This window comes from Prochlorococcus marinus CUG1438 (genome assembly GCA_017644325.1).
GTDB lineage: Bacteria > Cyanobacteriota > Cyanobacteriia > PCC-6307 > Cyanobiaceae > Prochlorococcus_A > Prochlorococcus_A marinus_AA.
Genome location: JAEPLS010000001.1, coordinates 195,088 through 213,828, shown reverse-complemented (window position 1 = coordinate 213,828; position 18,741 = coordinate 195,088). Strand labels below are relative to the sequence as shown.

Sequence of the window (18,741 nt, the reverse complement as noted above, 5' to 3'; positions counted from 1 at the left end):
AAAAAATTAGGCTTCTCTTTTTTCTATTATCCAATATTTTTTATCTTTAGGAATCAATCTCCAATTACGCCATTCAAAAAGTGAATATTGTTTTATCTTTAAGTGGTTTTCTTCACCTAATAATGTGTCTAGTTCAGGTGAACTTAAAAGGTACTTTTTTTCTGCAAATTTTTTAATTAATTCATTACGGGAAAATAATTCTTGAATTTCTATAGGTGCATTTTTTTCAAAAAAATCAACAAAGGATTCTGTTTTTTTTAAGTTATTTTCTATAGATATACCTTTGCTGTAATTAGTTGCAATTTTATCAACCCTATCATTTTGTTTATCCCCGCTATGACCTTTAACATATTCCATTATTAGGCCATTAATTCTTAATTGATCAATTTTTTGCCATAGATCAAGATTCTGAACTGGTTTTCCTGAACTTGTTTTCCATCCATTTCTCTTCCAATTAATAATCCATTTTGTATAACCTTCTATGACATATTTACTATCAGTTCTTAGTTTAAAGTTCTCTTTTAATTGGTAGGTTTTTAATTTCTCAAGAGTTTTAATAGCCGCAGTGAGTTCCATTCTATTATTAGTAGTATTTTGCTCGGAACCACCGATTTCTAATTCGCTGTTATCGTCAAAAACTATTAAACCGCCCCAACCACCTGGGCCTGGATTACCACTGCAAGCTCCATCCGTTGCGGCTTCAATCGCAATACTATCACTATCCATAATTTTTGAAGCCGATATTAAGGTTATCGGCTTGAAAAAATGTACTCTTACTTAAGTGTAGCTTTACCGCCAGCTTCTTCAATCTCTTTCTTTAAAGATTCAGCATCTGCTTTAGCAATTCCTTCTTTTACTGTTTTTGGTGCAGATTCAACAAGTGCTTTTGCATCGCCAAGACCTAGACCAGTTGCATTTCTTACAACCTTAAGGACTTTGATTTTTGCAGCAGCATCAAAGCTTTCGAGAACTACATCAAATTCAGTTTTTTCTTCAGAAGCACCACCATCTGCGTCACCGCCAGCTGCTCCTGGAGCTGCCATTACTACACCTGCAGAAGCTGCAGCAGATACACCAAAAACCTCTTCAATTTGCTTTACAAGCTCAGATGCTTCTAAAAGTGATAGAGATTTTAATGATTCAAGAATTTCTTCAGTTTTTGCGGACATTTTCTTAAAAGTTAATTAGGGTTTGAATTTAAGATTCTGATTTTTCAGAATGTTGTTTAAGTGATCTAGCAAGTCCAGAAGGCACTTCATTAATAGAGATCGCAATTTTTGTTGCGACGCCATTTAGAGCGCCAGCAATTTTTGCCATCAATACTTCTTTGGATGGAAGACTTGCAATTTCTTTTATTTCAGAATTGCTAAGAAGTCTACCTTCAAATAAAGCTCCTTTGGTTTCGGATTTTTTGGTGTCTTTTTGAAAAGATTGGATCGCTTTTACAGCACCACCAACATCTTCTTTAATTAAGACAAAAGCATTGGTTCCGGTCAGTAAAGATTCAAGATCATTCCAATTACTATCTCCATCAATAGCTTTACGCATTAATGAATTTTTGGTAACTTTGCAAATGCCATTTGTTGTTTGCAATCTAGATCGCAAATCTGACATCTCTTTGATGGTTAAACCTTTATAGTCAAGAACTACAGCCATTTCCGAGTCGTTTAATAGAGATTTAATCTCAGTAACGATTTGTTGCTTATTCTCTAGTGTTCGGCCCATTGTTGTTTTTTGGATCGTAATTTAGGGAGAGCAGGAAATGCGGCAAAGTCCTTTAAAGAGGCCGCTTTTATTAGATCCAAAAAGAAATAATTTAAGACGAGTCCTCGGTAGGAATTAAAAATTTAGAATAACTAAATAAACCTACTTTCTTTGGCCGTATTATTGCAATTTAAATTATACTACAAAGGGTTAACCTTCAGGTTGGTAATCTTGGATGGCATTTATATCAACTTGAACAGAAGGTCCCATAGTTGAAGTCACATAAAATGTTTTCCAATACTTTCCTTTGGCTCCACTTGGTTTATTTTTATCTATTGATTCTTGTAAGGTCTTTAAGTTGTCAAATAAAGCCTCTTTTGTGAAGCTTGCTTTTCCAAAACGGACATGAACAATACCCGCTTTATCTGCTCTAAATTCGAGCTTACCAGCTTTGAATTCTTTTATCGCATTAGCAATATCATTAGTTACTGTCCCAGCTTTAGGATTAGGCATTAAACCTCTAGGTCCTAAAACTCGACCTAATTTTGCAACCTTTGGCATCATATCTGGAGTTGCAATAAGTAGATCGAACTCCATATTTCCTTTGTTTATGCTTTCCACAAGATCTTCTTCACCAAATAAATCTGCACCAGCATCCTTTGCTTTTGATACATTCTCACCGCTTGTGATCACTGCAATTTTGATGCTTTGGCCAGTACCATGCGGTAATGCAACAGTGGTTCTTAATTGTTGATCGGTATATTTTGGATCAATCCCTAAACGTATATGCGCTTCAATAGTTTCATCAAATTTTGCATTCGCATTTTCTTTGATAAGACTAAGAGCTTCGAGTGGAGCGTAAATGCGATCTTCTATCTTGGTTGATAGAGTCGCCATTCTTTTTGATAGTTTTTTCATAGTAATTTTGGGTGCCAACGGTTATTAACTAACCTCCCCTAAACGGTAAGTAATTTTGTCTTGAACTCAATCAGTAATAGATACGCCCATATTACGAGCGGTACCCTCAATCACTTTCATTGCTGATTCAACACTAGAACAGTTTAGATCAGGAAGCTTAGTTTTGGCTATTTCTTCTAGTTGAGCTTTACTTATATTCCCAACAGAGCCTTTTGCAGATTCACCTGATCCTTTCTCTATGCCAGCTGCTTTCGTTATTAAAACGGAAGCGGGAGGTGTTTTTGTAATAAAAGTAAAGCTTCTATCCTCAAAAACAGAAATCTCAACGGGGATTACAAAACCTGCTTTATCTTGTGTCCTTGCGTTGTATTCTTTGCAAAATGCCATGATATTGACACCATGTTGTCCTAAAGCTGGCCCTACAGGAGGAGCAGGATTTGCTTTGCCTGCTTGTAAAGCGAGCTTGATAACTGCAACAATTTTTTTTGCCATTAGTTTAAAAATTTAAGCTGAAGTAAAGAGTCATAATTTTACTCGATAAACAAGAACAATTTGAAATTAATTTTGTTTATTGATTTGGGAGAATTCTAATTCTACAGGAGTCTCGCGCCCAAATATTGAAAGTAATGCTTTTAATTTATTTCTTTCCCCGGAAACTTCTATAACTTCTCCCTGGAAATCCTTGAATGGACCACTAGTTACTATGATTCTATCTTTTTCTTCAATATCTAACTTGATTACAGCTTTTTTCTCTGATGCGCGCTTAAATATTCTATTAACTTCTTGTCTTGATAAAGGTCGTGGTTTGATATGACCTCGTGACCTTCCGCTACCTCTACCGTCTTCAGCGCCTACAAAGTTAATTACATTTGGAGTACTTTTAACAGCCATCATTGTATCTTCATCCAAAATCATTCTTACGAGGACATAACCTGGGAAAACTTTTTCTTCAGTAGTTTGTCTGCTTCCATCTTTTTTTAATTTAATTCCTGGAGTTTGGGGAATTTCAATTTCAATGATTCTATTATTAACACCTAAAGTTACTGATCTTTGCTCAAGAGTCGCTTTTACTTTTTTTTCACAGCTTGATGCTACTTGAACTGCATACCATCTTGCGATGCTAGTATTTGCTTTTGAAGAAGCAAGGTTTGTAGTTAATTCATTACTCATTTTTCTGGAAGCTTAATTAAGATTTATTAATGGATATTCGGGGGATAATTCAACCAAAAATTTGCGAGGCTGCCCATCCATAGAATCTGCTAACAGAAGCAATGGCTGCAGCAGAAAACGATACCATAATTATAACTGCTACTGATTCGCTAAAAAGTTGTTGTTTGTTAGGCCACACGACAAGTTTAAGCTCATCGTATGTAGATCTAAAAAAATTATTCTTTTTTTTAGGCTCTTCAAATTCAGGAGAATCCTTTTTAAGAGGTTCTTTATTAGTAATAGGACTTGTCACAAAATTTTTTTTGAAATTAAGCTTTACGCTTTAGTTTTATTTTAGCTTATTGATTTACTCCTCAGCTAGGTTTGAAAACAATCTCATCCTTTTTAGCGGGATTAAGTTTAATTGTGATATTTTTTTTGTTTTTAAAGTTGTCCTCTAACAATTTTGCAGCTAAAGGATTTTCTATTTGTCTTCTAAGTTCTCTGCTAAGTGGCCTAGCGCCATATTTAGGCTCGTAAGAATCGTTTGCAATTTTATTGATTACCTTTTTGTCTATAGCGATATTTATTTTTTGTTCAAGAAGCAGGTTTTTTAAATCTTCTGTTTGTAGAATAATTATTTTTTGAAGTTCATCAATGGATAAAGGATCAAACTTTACTACTTCATCAATTCTATTCAAAAATTCTGGTCTAAAAATTGAAGATAATGTGTTATTGATTGAATTTTTTAGATTTTCTTCAACTTTTTCTAAATTATCCTGACTTGTAGATATCTTTTGGGAAAATTCTAGTATTACTTCACCAGCTAGATTACTTGTCATAATGATTACAGTATTTTTAAAGTCCACGGTTCTTCCTTGAGAGTCAGTTAATCTTCCTTCATCTAAAACTTGTAAAAGGATATTAAATACTTCTGTATGAGCTTTTTCTATCTCATCAAGCAGTATTACTGAATAAGGTTTGCGTCGTACGGCTTCAGTTAATTGACCACCCTCTTCATAGCCAACATAACCAGGAGGAGCTCCCAAAAGTCTTGCTACTGCATTTTTCTCCATAAACTCACTCATATCCAATCTTAATAGTGCCTCTTCTTCATCAAATAAAGCTGATGCAAGAGATTTTGCTAATTCTGTTTTACCAACACCTGTAGGGCCCATAAATAAAAAAGACCCAATTGGTCTTTTTGGATTTTTCATGCCAACGCGGGCCCTCCTGATTGCAGCAGAAACAGATTCTATGGCGTGTTCTTGCCCAATTACTTTTTGACCTAATTCGGTTTCTAAATTAACTAATTTCTTACGTTCATTTGAAACTACTTTTGATATTGGAATACCTGTAATTTTTGAGATAACATCAGCAATATCATCAGGTTCAACTTGATATTGAAATGGGAAATTTCTATTTTTCTTGATTTTTTTAAAGTCCCCTTCAATTTTTTGTATTTCATGCTCTATTTCATGTAACTCACCTTCAAGCTTTTCTACAAAATCAAAGTCATTTGGAATCTCACCATTTGATATTTTATTAATTTTTTTAGTTAGCTTATCTTCTTCTTTCATCAAAATTGTCAATTGTTCCATTTCCCCACGCAAATAATTCCAATTATCGAAAAGAACATTCAGTTTTTCCTCTGATTGTTGCCTCATGTTTATTAGTTTCTCTTTTTCTTCGATATTTTCGGTTTCTAGATTATTCAGTTTTTCATCAATAGATTTAATTTTATTTTCATGTTGGAGGATTATTTGAGGTTTTTTATTAGAATTTATTCTTAATTGTGCAGCTGCTTCATCAATTAAATCTATTGCTTTATCAGGAAGACATTTATCGCTGATGTATCTGTCGGCTAATTTTGCGGAATATTTAACAGCTTCTTCAGAAATTCTTATGCCATGGTGTAGTTCATATTTCTTTTTGATTCCATGCAGTATTTTTGCGCTCAATTCTACCGAAGGTTCATTAACGGCTATTTTTTGAAAGCAATTATTTAATGCTTGATCTTTTTCGATTGTTTCACGAAATTTTTCAGGTGTTGTTGTGCCTATACATTTAAGTTCCCCTTCAGCTAGCAAAGGTTTTAAAATATTACTAATATCAACAGTAGATCTATCAGAACTCAAAATTGAGTGAATTTCATCAATAAATAAAATCATTCCTTGACTTGGATCTTTTAATTCCTGGAGTATTAAGCTTAGTCGTTCTTCTAGTTGCCCCCTAAATTTTGTTCCAGAGACTAATGCACCTAAGTCAAGTGAAATAATTTTAAAGTCTTTTAAAGAATCAGGAACTTTTTTATCTACAATTAATTGTGCAAGTAATTTCGCAATTGAGGTTTTACCTACTCCAGGATTGCCTATAAGAATGGGATTATTTTTGTTCCTTCTGCAGAGTATTCTCATTAAATTATTAATTTCATTTTCTCTTCCAATCACAGGATCTAGTAAACCTTTTTTAGCTGACTCTGTTAAATCTTTTCCATAAATTAAAAGAACATTTTCATCTTTTTCAACTTGTTTTTTGGTTTTAATTTGAAGTTCACTTTTAGTTAAAGGAACAATAGCTTTTTCTGATTTTTCCTCTTTGACTAAACTCTCTTTGTTTAATTCAAAATTAGATTGATTATTTATCTGAATTACGTTCTCATAATCAACAGAATCTTGGGATTGATTAATATTTGGGAAAGACTTTAATTCTTCCTCTAATTTCTCCATTGAAAGATTTCCTTCTTGAAAAACATAATTGCCAATTCTTAAATCTCTTCCTAAAGCAATTAGTAAATGCGGGATTTCTATTAACCTTGATCCCCATTGAATTTTAATCTGATTTGCATTATCCAATAAAATTTCTAAATCTTCTCCGATAGTGAAAATTTCTGATTCATTCGTTGGTGTCTCTTCTAAAAAATCCTCTGTTATATCTAAAACTGTATCTTGGTCTATTGATAATTTTTCAATGAAAGCAAAGAATTCACTTGATGAAAACAATGTATGAATTATGTGTTCGATATTGAATTCGCTATGATCCCATTTTTTTGCCGTTTCTTCTCCTAATAGGAGAAGATTCCAACTTATATCGCTAAATAGTTCAGGACTGGATGTAAGGGTTTCTCTCATAAACTATAAAACTATAGTTGATTATCAATTGATATTCTAAATAGGATCTGCATTAATAATCATCCTATAATTTTCAAATTGTAAGATGAAATTTACAAATATATTTATGAAAGGGCTCATCAAGAGTTTAGGATTAATAAATCCTTAAATCATATCTAAGTTGTTCTGAAATCAAAAAATTTTATTTGGTTAACATATATATTTCAGATATTAGCCAAATAGTTCAGCAATTAATAGGATTTAAATAGTAATAATTAAATTGTGAAAGAAACTATTGATTTTCTTATCGACACTATTGAAGCGAGGCAAGTTCTTGATTCAAGAGGTAACCCTACTGTAGAGGCAGAAGTATTTCTGGAATGTGGGGCAACTGGTAAAGCGATTGTTCCTAGTGGAGCTAGTACTGGTGCTCATGAGGCACATGAATTAAGAGATGGCGGTTCAAAATATATGGGTAAAGGTGTTTTAAATGCTGTTAATAAAATTCATGAAACTATATCCCCAGCTTTGTGCGGTTTGTCAGCTTTAGATCAAACTGCTGTAGACAACTTAATGATTGAGATTGATGGAACTCCTAATAAGTCTAACCTTGGGGCAAATTCAATCCTTGCAGTAAGTCTTGCAACTGCTAGAGCATCAGCAAATGCTTTAGAAATTCCCCTATATAGGTATCTTGGAGATCCATTATCTAATCTTCTTCCAGTCCCATTGATGAATGTAATAAATGGTGGTGCTCATGCACCAAATAGTCTAGATTTTCAGGAATTTATGCTTGTCCCACATGGAGTGAATAATTTCAGTGAATCATTAAGAATGGGTACTGAAATTTTTCATTCATTAAAATCATTACTTGATCAAAAAGGTCTATCCACTGCTGTAGGCGATGAGGGTGGATTTGCACCTAATCTGTCATCAAGCGAAGAAGCAGGAGACTTATTATTAGAAGCAATTCAAAAAGCCGGATTTAAGCCTGGTGAGCAGGTATCTTTAGCTTTAGATGTTGCTAGTACTGAATTTTATAGTGATGGTAAGTATAAATATGAAGGAAAAATTTTAAATAGTTCTGAAATGATTTCATATCTTTCAAGATTAGTTTCTAATTATCCAATAGTTTCAATAGAGGACGGTTTAGCAGAGGATGATTGGGAGGGTTGGTCAGAATTAAACAAGGAGTTAGGAAATAAAGTTCAGCTCGTAGGTGATGATTTATTCGTTACTAATACAGAAAGGTTAAGGAAAGGAATTATGGAAAAATCTGCTAATTCAATCCTAATAAAGGTAAATCAAATTGGAACATTAACTGAAACTCTAGAAGCTATTGAGTTAGCAAAAATGTCAGGATACACAAGTGTTATTAGTCATAGAAGTGGTGAGACTGAGGATACAACAATTGCTGATTTATCTGTCGCCACAAGATCAGGTCAGATCAAGACCGGTTCTCTGAGTAGAAGTGAAAGGATTGCAAAATACAATAGGCTTTTAAAAATTGAGGAAGAATTAGGGAATCAGGCAAGATTCGCTGGGGCTTTAGGTTTAGGTCCCAAAAATATATAGTTTTTTTAGCGCTTAAGTTTTTCTAGACGTGAGCCTTTTCTCATACTTAATTGGCATTTTATCCAATCAATACTTATTGGTAGTGCAAAAAAAAGTGGCAACAATGCAAAATTATTTTGTTTATTGGTTACAAGTAAAGCGGATGCAATTGATAAGCTTCCTATAAGAATTGAATGGCCTAAAGTTTTTTGAGCAGTAAACATTTTTTTGAATTGCCTATCAGACTCTCCCATTCTTATTTGCAATTGTAAATCCCCCTGCTCCAATCTTTCTAAACTTTCATCAATTCTTTTGGGAATTCCAACCGCTTTAGATCCAAGTTCACCAACTTGCCTTCCAAATTGATTAATTAAATCATTGGGAGTTTGATTATTTGAAGTCATGAGTTCTATTAAATAAGGCTTGGTAACTGATACAAGGTTAAACCCTGGATCAAGCATTCTACCAACTCCTTCAAAAGTTGATAATGCTCTCATCACAAAGATTAAATCTACTGGTAGTTGAAATGGTGTTTCATAAACAAGTTCGTAAAGATCTCCAGATAATTTTTCAATAATATTGGGACTAAATGGTGGAGTTAATGCTTCTTTAAGCATCAATCTGACTAATCTTCTGACAGGCCCAACATCAATATCTTTTGAAATTAGCCCGGCTTGTTGTAATTGACTAACAAGTGATGAGGCGTCTCTTAAAGCAGCAGCCTTAACCATCCCCTCTAATCTTGTTTGAAGATTATTTGAAATATTTCCCATCATTCCAAAATCATAAAAAATCAATTTACCCTCATTTGATACTGCTAGATTCCCCGGATGAGGGTCTGCATGAAAAAAACCATAATTTACTAGTTGTTTTAAATAGCTGATGGCTCCTATTTCTGCAATCACCGGTAAATCAATTTCTTGTGTTTTTAGTTTTTCTAAATCGCTTATTTTTGTTCCTTCTAGATAACTTAAACAAAGCACTTTTTCGCTACTCATATCCCAAATAACTTCAGGAACTTCAATATTTTTATCATCAAGAAATTGCTGTCTAAATCTTGCTGCATATTGTGCTTCACAATTAAAATCAAGCTCCTTCATTAGAACTTTCCTACACTCTTTAGCAATCTCAACCCAGTTTCTACCTCGACTCCAATTCTTGTTTTTCTGCAACAATCCCGCTATCTGCTGCATAATACCCAAATCGATAATAAACAATTCTTTTAAATTGGGTCTTTGAACTTTAAATACTACTTTCTTTCCATCTTTTAAGGTCGCCCTATGAACTTGAGCTAGTGATGCTGATCCAACCGGTTCATATATTATTTGATCTATTTCATTAAACTTTAACCCTAGTTCATTTCTTATAGTTTCTTCAACTTTCGCAAATGAAAAATTAGGAACTTGATCCTGCAATTTAGATAATTCCTGTATCCAGGTATTAGGAATTAAATCAGGTCTCGCTGATAATAATTGTCCAATTTTAATAAATGCTGAACCAAGTTTTATTAATTGATTAGTAAACCACCTAGCTCTTTTAATTTGGACCCTACTTTTTTCATCGCTCTTAGTTTGTAAAATTGTAAATCTAATATTATCTATCCACAAATTTATTAAAAGCGAAATAAGAGTTATCCAAATCAGAAAGGCCCTTTTAAATTTTTTTAAACGATGATGAAGAATGTGATTAATCATTTAATTTGATTATTTATGGCTTTATTTAAGACATCAATTTGCTTATTAATACCTTCAATTTCATTTAATGCTTTTTTTATTTTGGAATCTTGATAGGTATTTGTGGACTCATTTTCTTGAATATTTTCGGCGTTCTCCATTCTTGAGGCTTCTTCGATTATGGATTCTTTCAAGCTGTCAAATTCTTTTTTGAGAATTTCTGGAGCATCTTGAGCTATATTTGTTGCTTCTTCAATTTTTTCAACCAATATCTCGTTTAATTTTTCGGTTACTTTCTTGATGGCAGCTTTTAAAAGGTAATCAGAGTTGGTCATGAAAAATATACTGTTTCTACGGCAATTGATTTTTCGATATGACCTAATAATAGATCAATACAGAACATTTCACGTAACTGATTATTTTGATAATTAATTTTTTATGTTTTTCCTATGTAAGTTTGTTTCTATATTATGCTTTTTTCTCTTTTTTCTTTTAACTTATATTTATATAGAGGTTAGGAATTTTACATTAAAGATATCTTCTAACCAAGAACTCATCTAATTAACTACTAAAAAGGAGTTTTATTAAATTGGAAATCATTGAGTCAGATGTAGTTATTATCGGAGGAGGCCCGGCCGGATGTACTTGCGCACTTTACACATCTCGTTCAAATTTAAAGACAGTTATTTTAGATAAAAATCCATCTGTTGGCGCCTTAGCAATAACTCATCAAATAGCTAATTATCCAGGTGTCCCGGTTGATATAAGTGGCGAGAAATTACTTACTCTAATGAGAGAACAGGCTGTACAATATGGCACAGACTATAGAAGAGCACAAGTGTTTGGAATAGACGCTAGTGGAGAACTGAAAATAGTTTATACACCTGAAGGTACTTTCAAAGCTAAAGCCCTTGTACTTGCAAGTGGGGCTATGGGTAGACCTGCATCATTTAAGGGTGAAGCGGATTTTCTTGGCAAAGGAGTAAGTTATTGTGCGACGTGTGATGGCGCTTTTTATAAAAATAGAGAAGTTGCGGTTGTTGGAGTCAATAAGGAGGCAATTGAAGAGGCAACCGTTCTTACTAAATTTGCATCAACTGTGCATTGGATTACATCAAGTGATCCCAAATCAGATAATGAAGAAGCTATGGATTTGATGGGTAATTCAAATATAAAACATTGGAGTAGAACGAGATTATTGGAAATATTGGGTGATGAGATGGGAGTAAATGGGGTTGTTGTTAAAAATAAGCAAGAAGAAAATCCCATCAATTTAAATTTAGATGGAGTCTTTGTCTATATGAGTGGTTCAAAGCCAATTACTGATTTTTTAGGGGATCAAATTGCTTTAAAAGAGGACGGAGGAGTTATTGTGGATGACTTTATGTCTACAAACTCTGCTGGAGTATGGGCTATTGGAGATATAAGAAATACACCATTTAAGCAAGCTGTTGTTGCAGCTTCTGATGGGTGCATTGCCGCAATGTCAATTGATAGATACTTAAATAGTAGAAAAAATATAAGAGTAGATTGGATTCATTCTTAAAACCAAATTACTTTTTTGGTTTAGAGGGGTGTAGCCTCAGAAATATAAGCTACTCCTCCGTAATAACTTAAGTCATCTCTAATATTGTCTCTCATTTTATCTATTATTTCTTGTTCACAAAAAACAATTACATGAACATTTGATCCAAATCCTGTAAATTCCATATCTTCAGTAACAACTCTTTCAGGCCCCCTTCCAGTAGCATGTTTCATAACTGTATATCCAGGAACATTAGCTTTTTCTAATGTTTTAATGATTGCATCTAGTTCTCTTTCACTAAATATCAAGTCTAATCTTTTCATTTCTATAAAGGGGAAAGTGGGATAATGGTATTTACTAAACTCATATATATTGGAATGCCAAGAACTATATTGAATGGGAAAGTTAGACCTAGTGTTGTTGAAATATAATAACTAGATTTAGCTTCAGGAACTGTCATTCTCATAGCTGTAGGAACTGCTAAATATGAGGCGCTTGCACATAAAACCACGAATAAAAGTGCATTCCCAGGACTTAAAGATAAAAATCTTGCAACGAAAACACCTATAATTGAATTAAATAAAGGCATGAAAATTGCAAAGCCAATTAAAAATGAACCTGCATTTTTCAGTCTCGGCAGTCTTTGCGCAGCGACTATTCCCATATCCAATAAGAAGAAGCATTCTGCTCCGTAGAATAATTGTCCAGTAAATGGCTCCATTTTTGTGATTCCTGAAGGATTACTGGAAGCAGTTAGAAATCCTACAATTAAGCTGGAGAGCAATAAATAAACTGATCCATTTAAAAGTGATTCATGTAGTATTGCGCTTAGATGCATTTTTCTTGATTTTGGTCTATTTTGGGGAGCTGCAAATTTTACAAGTAATAAACCAACTATTATTGCAGGAGATTCCATTAAAGCTAAGGCACCAACCATAAACCCATCAAATGCAATTTTTTGACTTTCTAAAAAACTTTCTGCGGAAATAAATGTAACAGCACTTATTGAACCGTATGCTGCCGCTATTGCTGCTGAATTAAAGACATCAAACTTGTATCTTAAAATTAAAAATCCAATCAAGGGTATTAATAGGGACATTATTACTGCAGCACTTAAAGTCGGCAATACTTGATCAGTAAAACCACTTTTTTGTATTTCTATGCCACCTTTAAAACCTATAGCTAGGAGAAGGTATAAGGAAAAGAGTTTGGGCAATGGAGCTGGAATTTCTAAATCAGATTTAAATAATACAGATATCGCTCCAATTAAAAAGAAAAGAACTGGCGGGGCTAGTACATTTTGCAGGATTGGATTTATTTCCATAAAAACTAGGTTAGTTCATTTAGAGCCGTTTCTAACGCTTCTTTTCTTGTTTCAATAATCCCTTCAACTCCAAACTTAGATAATCTATCCTTTACTTTTTCATTGGCCCCAGCAACAAATGCTTTTCTGGAATTGTTTTTTGCTTCTTGCATCATATCTTCTATCGCTAGAGTAGCCGTCACTCCAAGTCTTGGTACATCGGTTATATCTAATATTAAAATCTTGTAGTTTCTCACTAGCATCATTCTTTCTGATATACCTTTGGCTGCTCCAAAACTGAGTGGACCTTTAAGTCTAAATAGCATCACATCTCCAGAACATCTGTCCAGTAGTGCTTTTTCATCAGGAGGTAATGCATTTTTTGCTTGATCATCTTTTGATAAAGGATTATCCTCATCCATACCTTCTAGCTGAGTTTCGGTTATTGAATCAATAGTGAGCATATTTGCTATAAATACACCAACCAGAACTGCCCAAATCAAATCCCAAAAAACAGTCATTAGAAGTACGCCGTACATTACGACTGAAGTTTTTAAAGATAACTTGTGAGCCCTCCTCAAGAATCCCCAATCAATAATATCTAGACCAACTTTTATAAGAATTCCTGCGAGCAAAGCAGTTGGTATTTGTTCAGCTAAAGGTCCTGCACCAACTAAAACTATCAACAAAACAACCGAGTGAACCATACCAGAAATTGGCGTTGATCCTCCAGATTTAACATTTATAACTGTTCTCATGGTTGCTCCTGCTCCAGGTAAACCTGAAAACAGACCTGCAACAGCATTTCCTATTCCTTGACCAATAAGTTCTCTATCAGAATTATGTTTTGTTTGAGAGATATTGTCTGCTACTAGAGATGTCAGTAAGGAGTCAATTGCGCCAAGTACTGCTAGGACTAAGCCTGCTTTGAAAATAATTGGGAAATATTGATTAAAACTTGGGAAATTTAAAGATGGAACTCCCCTCGGGATTTCTCCGATTCTATCAATAGCTCCATCTCCAAAAATTAATATTGATATTGGGGTAACTATCAATAGGGCCAAGAGAGGAGAAGGAACCCACTGACTTATTTTTCTAGGAGTAAGAAATACTATACCTAGTGTCATTATTGCTACTCCAATAGCAGCACCATTGGGCTGGAAATTTGAAAATACAGTAGTTAAAGATTCGACTACTCCACCTCGAGTGCTAATTCCAAGTAATGGTCCAATCTGAAGCGCAATGATTATTACTCCAATACCAGACATAAATCCTGAAACAACAGAATATGGAACTAAAGTAATGTATTTACCTAATTTTAAAATGCCGAATAATATTTGCAGTAAGCCGCCAATGACTACCGCTGCCATAACTAAGGGTAAAATTTGACCTGCAGAAAGATCTCTAGGAACCCCTACTGCTGCTAATCCTGCTACTACCCCTGCGACAGTTACACTCATGGGACCGGTAGGTCCACTAACTTGAGCAGGTGTTCCGCCGAATAATGCTGCTAAAAAACCAACTACTACTGCTCCGTATAGTCCATAAATTGCTCCGCCAGGTCCTAACGCAGCATTACCAAAAGCAAGAGCGAGAGGCAAAGCCACCACTGCGGCTGTAATCCCTCCTAGAATATCGCCTCTTACATTCTTTAGATGAAATCCATTAATTATTTTCAAAGATACTCTCCTTAAAATAAATACTTAACTAGAAGATATTATCTCTTAATGACGTAAATTTGTGAAAAATAAAGAATGTGCAAAATACTTTTGTAACTTTTTTTGCTCGTATTAAATAAATTTTAGTTAATTTTCCTGAACAAAATTACTCTCTGATTGATTTATGTGCGTGGCAAGCGATTAATCTAATAAATAAATATTTTTCAATTTAAATAATATTCAAATGAATTCGATTATTCGTCCAAGAAGGTTAAGAAGAACTGAGGCAATTAGAGAAATGGTTAGGGAAAACCATCTAAGTGCATCGGACTTTATTTATCCATTATTTATTCATGAAAAAGATTTTAAAGAGGAAATTTCAGCGATGCCAGGAACTTATAGATGGGATATTAATGGCTTAATAAAAGAGGTTAATAGGGCATGGGAATTGGGAATAAGGTGTGTGGTTCTTTTTCCGAAAATTAACGATAGCTTAAAGACTGAAGATGGTGCAGAATGTTTTAATGAAGACGGTTTAATACCTAAAGCTATACGAATATTAAAAAAAGAGATTCCAGAAATGGCAATAATGACAGATGTTGCCTTGGACCCATACTCTTGTGATGGTCATGATGGATTAGTTGATGAAACTGGAAAAATATTGAATGACGAAACCATAGAAATTTTAAAAAAACAAGCTTTAACACAAGCAAGAGCTGGAGCAGATTTTATTGGTCCTAGTGACATGATGGATGGGAGAGTTGGAGCAATCAGATCTTATCTTGATACTCAAGGATTTAGTGATGTAGGTATTATTAGTTACACAGCAAAATATTCATCTGCTTTTTACGGTCCATTTAGAACTGCTTTAGATTCGGCTCCTAGAGAAAATAGTAAGAAAATAATTCCAGACAATAAGTCTACATATCAAATGGACCCTGCTAATTCAAAAGAGGCTTTGATTGAATCTGCAATGGATCAGTATGAGGGAGCTGATATTTTGATGGTAAAACCAGGAATTTCATACTTGGATATTGTTTATAGATTAAGCACTTTTTCAAATAAACCCATAGCCGCATACAACGTTAGTGGGGAGTATTCCATGGTAAAGTCTGCTGCTATGAAGAACTGGATTAACGAAAAAGATATTGTATTAGAAACATTGCTTAGTTTTAAAAGAGCAGGAGCTAAGTTAATACTCACTTATCATGCTTGTGATGCATCTCAATGGTTGCAGGATACTTAAAAACTCATTATTAGCAAAAATTTGGTTTATTCTTAGAAAAGTAATAAATTAAATACTTTGTTTTGAAGTTTTCACAAGGAGTTAATAGGATTGGTCACATTGCACTTAGAGTAGAGAATCTCGAAAGGGCAAAATCTTTTTATATTAAGCTGGGTATGAATTTAGTTTGGGACGATAAAGATTGGTCTTATTTAGAAGCTGGTAAAGGGAAAGATGGACTTGCGTTATTAGGCCCTAGCTACAAAGCTGCGGGACCTCACTTTGCTTTTCATTTTGAAAATAAAAAAGATGTGGAAAATATTCAAAATGATTTAAAAAATTCTGGTGTAAAAGTTGGCCCTTTACATGAACATAGAGATGGAACAGCATCCTTTTATATGAAGGATACTGAAGGAAACTGGCTAGAGATGCTTTATGTTCCTCCTGAAGGGATTCAATCGAATGTTTGATTCTTTTTTTTGTATGCAAGAGAAAAGTTATTCAAAAAAATCATATTCAGATAACACCTTAGAAGAAGAATCTATAAGCCTTTTAGAGTGGGATTCGTTAAAAATGCATTTATCTTCATTCGCCTCAACGGATATGGGTAAACGAGCAATTTTAAGTTTTGAAATTCCTTCGGAATACGAAGTATCAAAAAGACTTTTGAATGAGACGGTTGAAATAACTGAACTAGAAAATAATTTAGATAAATCAATTAGTTTTGCTGGTGTTTTTGATATTAGTAGAAATATTGAAACTTGTTCCAAGGGAGGTGTAATTTCATCTCCTGAGTTGTTAGAAATAGCAAAAACAATTGCTGCAGCAAGAAATTTAAAAAAAATCTTATTAGATTTTGAACAAAGGCCTCATATTTCATCGTTTACAAAAAATTTAATTGACTATCAGAATATCGAAACGATTTTTAAAAAAGGCATTGAATCTAACGGAAGAATTTCAGACAATGCTAGTAATGAACTATCTATTCTTAGAAAAGAATTATTATCTAAGAAACTTGAAAGAAAAATATTAGTTGAGAAATTTATTCAAAAGAATATAGCTTATTTGCAAGATAATACTATTGGAGATCGATATAGTAGGCCGGTTTTAGCAGTGAAAGTTAATTATGTAGATAAATTTAAAGGCATAATTCATGACTCTTCATCCTCAGGAAATACAGTATATTTTGAGCCTGATAGTGTAGTAACAAAAGGAAATAAGATAGCTTCTTTAGAAGCTAGAATCACAGCAGAAGAATTTAAATTACTTAAGAAATGGTCCCAAGTTGTTAGTGATAATTCAGGAAATCTTATTGAAATGGCATCTATTTTATTGAGATTAGAAAATGCTCTAACTCGTTCAAGATATTCGAAATGGATTGGAGGCAAAACTCCTAAGTTTGAGAAAAATCCTATTATTTCTTTAATTGGTTTTTCTCATCCGTTATTGATTTGGGAACATAAGAAAAAAGGAGCTCCTGCCCCAGTAGCTGTCGATTTTCATATAAACAGAAATATTAAGGTTGTAGCTATTACAGGTCCAAATACTGGAGGTAAAACGGCAGCTTTAAAAGGCTTGGGTTTGTCTTTACTTATGGCTAGAGCAGGATTATTGATACCTTCAACTAATAATCCTGTGATCCCTTTTTGTCCCAATATATATGTGGATATAGGAGATAATCAATCATTAGAAGAAAATTTATCTACCTTCAGTGGGCATATATCCCGCATAAAAGAGATATTAGATTCACTTGATAATAAGAAAGGATTATCAGTTGTTTTTTTAGATGAGATTGGATCTGGTACAGATCCTCTTGAAGGAAGTGCTCTTGCGATGGCTTTATTAAAAGAATTTGCAAATAAATCTGATATCACTTTAGCAACTACACATTATGGAGATATTAAGGCTTTAAAATATAATGACTCCAGATTTGAAAACGTATCAGTTGCCTTTGATGAGGATTCTTTGAAGCCAAAATATATTCTCAACTGGGGTATTCCTGGGAGAAGTAATGCTTTATCAATTTCAAGAAGAATTGGTCTTAATGAAAGCATACTTAATGAAGCTGCGAATTATCTAAAGCCAAAAGAAGTTGATAATATTAACAGCATTATTAAAGGACTTGAGGAAGAGAGGATTAAACAACAAAATTCTGCAGAAACCGCTGCAGAACTGATTGCAAGGACTGAAATATTACATGAAGAACTGAAGAGAAATTATGAATATCAAAAAATAAATGCTGAAAAAATCCAGGAAATTGAAAGGTCTAAATTATCAAAACATATCGTATCCGCTAAAAAAGAGGTAATAGATTTGATTAAAAAATTAAGAGATAAAAATGTTGATGGAGAGGATACCAGAATTATTGGAAAAAGATTAAAGGAAATTGAGACGGAACATTTAACTCAAAAAAAATTTGAAAAGTCAATATCATGGAATCCCAAGGTAGGCGATTTTGTAAAAATTAAAAGTCTAAATAGTACGGGACAAATTGTAGATTTAGATAAAAAAGCTGGTTTTTACGAAGTTAAATGTGGTTCATTCAGAAGCACATTATCTGTAAATGATTTTGAAGGTATCAATGGAGAAAAGCCTAATTTAAAAAGGTCAAAAATTGAGATCAAGTCTACAAGAGAAGATTTTTCTTTTTCTAAAATTAGAACGAGTAAAAATACAATTGACGTAAGGGGGCTAAGAGTTCATGAAGCCGAAATAATTATTGAGGAGAAAATTAGAAAATTTCATGGACCGCTATGGATTGTTCATGGAATTGGTACAGGGAAATTAAAAAAAGGACTAAGAAATTGGTTATCAGGTTTAAATTATGTTGATAAGATTGAAGATGCAGCCAACAACGAGGGTGGCCCTGGTTGCAGTATTGCGTGGATAAAATAAAATTTAAAATACCTAGAAAACAATTTA

The 18,741-nt window shown here is 33.5% G+C and carries 18 protein-coding genes; 5 read left to right on the top strand and 13 right to left on the bottom strand.

Annotated features, from left to right (window positions below; genetic code table 11):
* Window positions 1–6: 6 nt before the first annotated feature.
* From rnhA to JJ847_01265, 8 genes are all read right to left on the bottom strand, one after another.
* Window positions 7–726, bottom strand: a complete 720-nt coding sequence (gene rnhA, locus JJ847_01300) for a ribonuclease HI (protein MBO6959520.1) — start codon at window positions 724–726, stop codon at window positions 7–9.
* 47 nt (window positions 727–773) lie between these two features.
* Window positions 774–1,169, bottom strand: coding sequence for a 50S ribosomal protein L7/L12 (gene rplL, locus JJ847_01295; GenBank protein ID MBO6959519.1), 396 nt, complete (start codon window positions 1,167–1,169; stop codon window positions 774–776).
* 28 nt (window positions 1,170–1,197) lie between these two features.
* Window positions 1,198–1,725: a 50S ribosomal protein L10 gene (locus tag JJ847_01290; protein ID MBO6959518.1), complete on the bottom strand. Its 528-nt coding sequence runs from the start codon at window positions 1,723–1,725 to the stop codon at window positions 1,198–1,200.
* Window positions 1,726–1,914: 189 nt separating this feature from the next.
* Entirely contained in the window at window positions 1,915–2,622 is a 708-nt protein-coding gene (rplA, locus tag JJ847_01285; protein MBO6959517.1) for a 50S ribosomal protein L1, read from the bottom strand.
* 66 nt (window positions 2,623–2,688) lie between these two features.
* Window positions 2,689–3,114 carry a 50S ribosomal protein L11 gene (gene rplK, locus JJ847_01280; protein ID MBO6959516.1) on the bottom strand — a complete coding sequence of 142 codons (426 nt, stop codon included), beginning with the start codon at window positions 3,112–3,114 and terminating at the stop codon, window positions 2,689–2,691.
* A 66-nt stretch (window positions 3,115–3,180) separates the two neighbouring features.
* The gene (nusG, locus tag JJ847_01275; protein MBO6959515.1) at window positions 3,181–3,792 is read right to left on the bottom strand and encodes a transcription termination/antitermination protein NusG; all 612 of its coding nucleotides are present in this window, start codon (window positions 3,790–3,792) and stop codon (window positions 3,181–3,183) included.
* Between the two features lie 49 nt (window positions 3,793–3,841).
* Window positions 3,842–4,084 carry a preprotein translocase subunit SecE gene (gene secE / locus JJ847_01270; GenBank protein ID MBO6959514.1) on the bottom strand — a complete coding sequence of 81 codons (243 nt, stop codon included), beginning with the start codon at window positions 4,082–4,084 and terminating at the stop codon, window positions 3,842–3,844.
* Window positions 4,085–4,145: 61 nt separating this feature from the next.
* Window positions 4,146–6,902 (bottom strand): AAA family ATPase, encoded by a 2,757-nt coding sequence (locus JJ847_01265; protein MBO6959513.1) that lies wholly within the window; start codon window positions 6,900–6,902, stop codon window positions 4,146–4,148.
* 261 nt (window positions 6,903–7,163) lie between these two features.
* Between JJ847_01265 and eno the strand changes: the two genes are divergently transcribed.
* The gene (gene eno, locus JJ847_01260; GenBank protein MBO6959512.1) at window positions 7,164–8,456 is read left to right on the top strand and encodes a phosphopyruvate hydratase; all 1,293 of its coding nucleotides are present in this window, start codon (window positions 7,164–7,166) and stop codon (window positions 8,454–8,456) included.
* Between the two features lie 5 nt (window positions 8,457–8,461).
* Here the strand turns inward: eno and JJ847_01255 are convergent, their stop codons facing one another.
* On the bottom strand, window positions 8,462–10,129 hold the full coding sequence (locus JJ847_01255) for an AarF/ABC1/UbiB kinase family protein (protein MBO6959511.1): 1,668 nt from the start codon (window positions 10,127–10,129) through the stop codon (window positions 8,462–8,464).
* Window positions 10,126–10,443, bottom strand: a complete 318-nt coding sequence (locus JJ847_01250) for a hypothetical protein (protein ID MBO6959510.1) — start codon at window positions 10,441–10,443, stop codon at window positions 10,126–10,128. Before JJ847_01250 ends, JJ847_01255 begins: the two co-directional genes overlap by 4 nt.
* Window positions 10,444–10,697: 254 nt before the next feature.
* On the opposite strand from JJ847_01250, the gene JJ847_01245 reads away from it, so the two are divergent.
* Entirely contained in the window at window positions 10,698–11,654 is a 957-nt protein-coding gene (locus tag JJ847_01245; protein ID MBO6959509.1) for an FAD-dependent oxidoreductase, read from the top strand.
* Window positions 11,655–11,674: 20 nt separating this feature from the next.
* Here the strand turns inward: JJ847_01245 and JJ847_01240 are convergent, their stop codons facing one another.
* The 3 genes from JJ847_01240 to JJ847_01230 are packed head-to-tail and all read right to left on the bottom strand — an operon-like array spanning window position 11,675 to window position 14,615.
* Window positions 11,675–11,956 (bottom strand): transcriptional regulator, encoded by a 282-nt coding sequence (locus JJ847_01240; GenBank protein ID MBO6959508.1) that lies wholly within the window; start codon window positions 11,954–11,956, stop codon window positions 11,675–11,677.
* Between the two features lie 2 nt (window positions 11,957–11,958).
* Window positions 11,959–12,957 carry a sodium-dependent bicarbonate transport family permease gene (locus JJ847_01235; protein ID MBO6959507.1) on the bottom strand — a complete coding sequence of 333 codons (999 nt, stop codon included), beginning with the start codon at window positions 12,955–12,957 and terminating at the stop codon, window positions 11,959–11,961.
* Window positions 12,958–12,962: 5 nt separating this feature from the next.
* On the bottom strand, window positions 12,963–14,615 hold the full coding sequence (locus JJ847_01230; protein ID MBO6959506.1) for a SulP family inorganic anion transporter: 1,653 nt from the start codon (window positions 14,613–14,615) through the stop codon (window positions 12,963–12,965).
* Window positions 14,616–14,838: 223 nt separating this feature from the next.
* Here JJ847_01230 and hemB point away from each other — a divergent pair, with 223 nt between their 5' ends.
* The 3 genes from hemB to JJ847_01215 all read left to right on the top strand — a co-directional run bounded on the left by hemB (window position 14,839) and on the right by JJ847_01215 (window position 18,714).
* Window positions 14,839–15,840, top strand: a complete 1,002-nt coding sequence (gene hemB / locus JJ847_01225) for a porphobilinogen synthase (protein ID MBO6959505.1) — start codon at window positions 14,839–14,841, stop codon at window positions 15,838–15,840.
* Between the two features lie 62 nt (window positions 15,841–15,902).
* Window positions 15,903–16,289: a VOC family protein gene (locus JJ847_01220; GenBank protein MBO6959504.1), complete on the top strand. Its 387-nt coding sequence runs from the start codon at window positions 15,903–15,905 to the stop codon at window positions 16,287–16,289.
* A 13-nt stretch (window positions 16,290–16,302) separates the two neighbouring features.
* The gene (locus tag JJ847_01215) at window positions 16,303–18,714 is read left to right on the top strand and encodes an endonuclease MutS2 (protein ID MBO6959503.1); all 2,412 of its coding nucleotides are present in this window, start codon (window positions 16,303–16,305) and stop codon (window positions 18,712–18,714) included.
* The last annotated feature ends 27 nt before the right edge of the window (window positions 18,715–18,741 follow it).

Bases quoted from the DNA above. Each gene is read 5' to 3' on its own strand.
- rnhA (MBO6959520.1), bottom strand. From the start codon at position 726: ATGGATAGTGATAGTATTGCGATTGAAGCCGCAACGGATGGAGCTTGC.
- rplL (MBO6959519.1), bottom strand. From the start codon at position 1,169: ATGTCCGCAAAAACTGAAGAAATTCTTGAATCATTAAAATCTCTATCA.
- JJ847_01290 (MBO6959518.1), bottom strand. From the start codon at position 1,725: ATGGGCCGAACACTAGAGAATAAGCAACAAATCGTTACTGAGATTAAA.
- rplA (MBO6959517.1), bottom strand. From the start codon at position 2,622: ATGAAAAAACTATCAAAAAGAATGGCGACTCTATCAACCAAGATAGAA.
- rplK (MBO6959516.1), bottom strand. From the start codon at position 3,114: ATGGCAAAAAAAATTGTTGCAGTTATCAAGCTCGCTTTACAAGCAGGC.
- nusG (MBO6959515.1), bottom strand. From the start codon at position 3,792: ATGAGTAATGAATTAACTACAAACCTTGCTTCTTCAAAAGCAAATACT.
- JJ847_01265 (MBO6959513.1), bottom strand. From the start codon at position 6,902: ATGAGAGAAACCCTTACATCCAGTCCTGAACTATTTAGCGATATAAGT.
- JJ847_01255 (MBO6959511.1), bottom strand. From the start codon at position 10,129: ATGATTAATCACATTCTTCATCATCGTTTAAAAAAATTTAAAAGGGCC.
- JJ847_01250 (MBO6959510.1), bottom strand. From the start codon at position 10,443: ATGACCAACTCTGATTACCTTTTAAAAGCTGCCATCAAGAAAGTAACC.
- JJ847_01240 (MBO6959508.1), bottom strand. From the start codon at position 11,956: ATGAAAAGATTAGACTTGATATTTAGTGAAAGAGAACTAGATGCAATC.
- JJ847_01235 (MBO6959507.1), bottom strand. From the start codon at position 12,957: ATGGAAATAAATCCAATCCTGCAAAATGTACTAGCCCCGCCAGTTCTT.
- hemB (MBO6959505.1), top strand. From the start codon at position 14,839: ATGAATTCGATTATTCGTCCAAGAAGGTTAAGAAGAACTGAGGCAATT.
- JJ847_01215 (MBO6959503.1), top strand. From the start codon at position 16,303: ATGCAAGAGAAAAGTTATTCAAAAAAATCATATTCAGATAACACCTTA.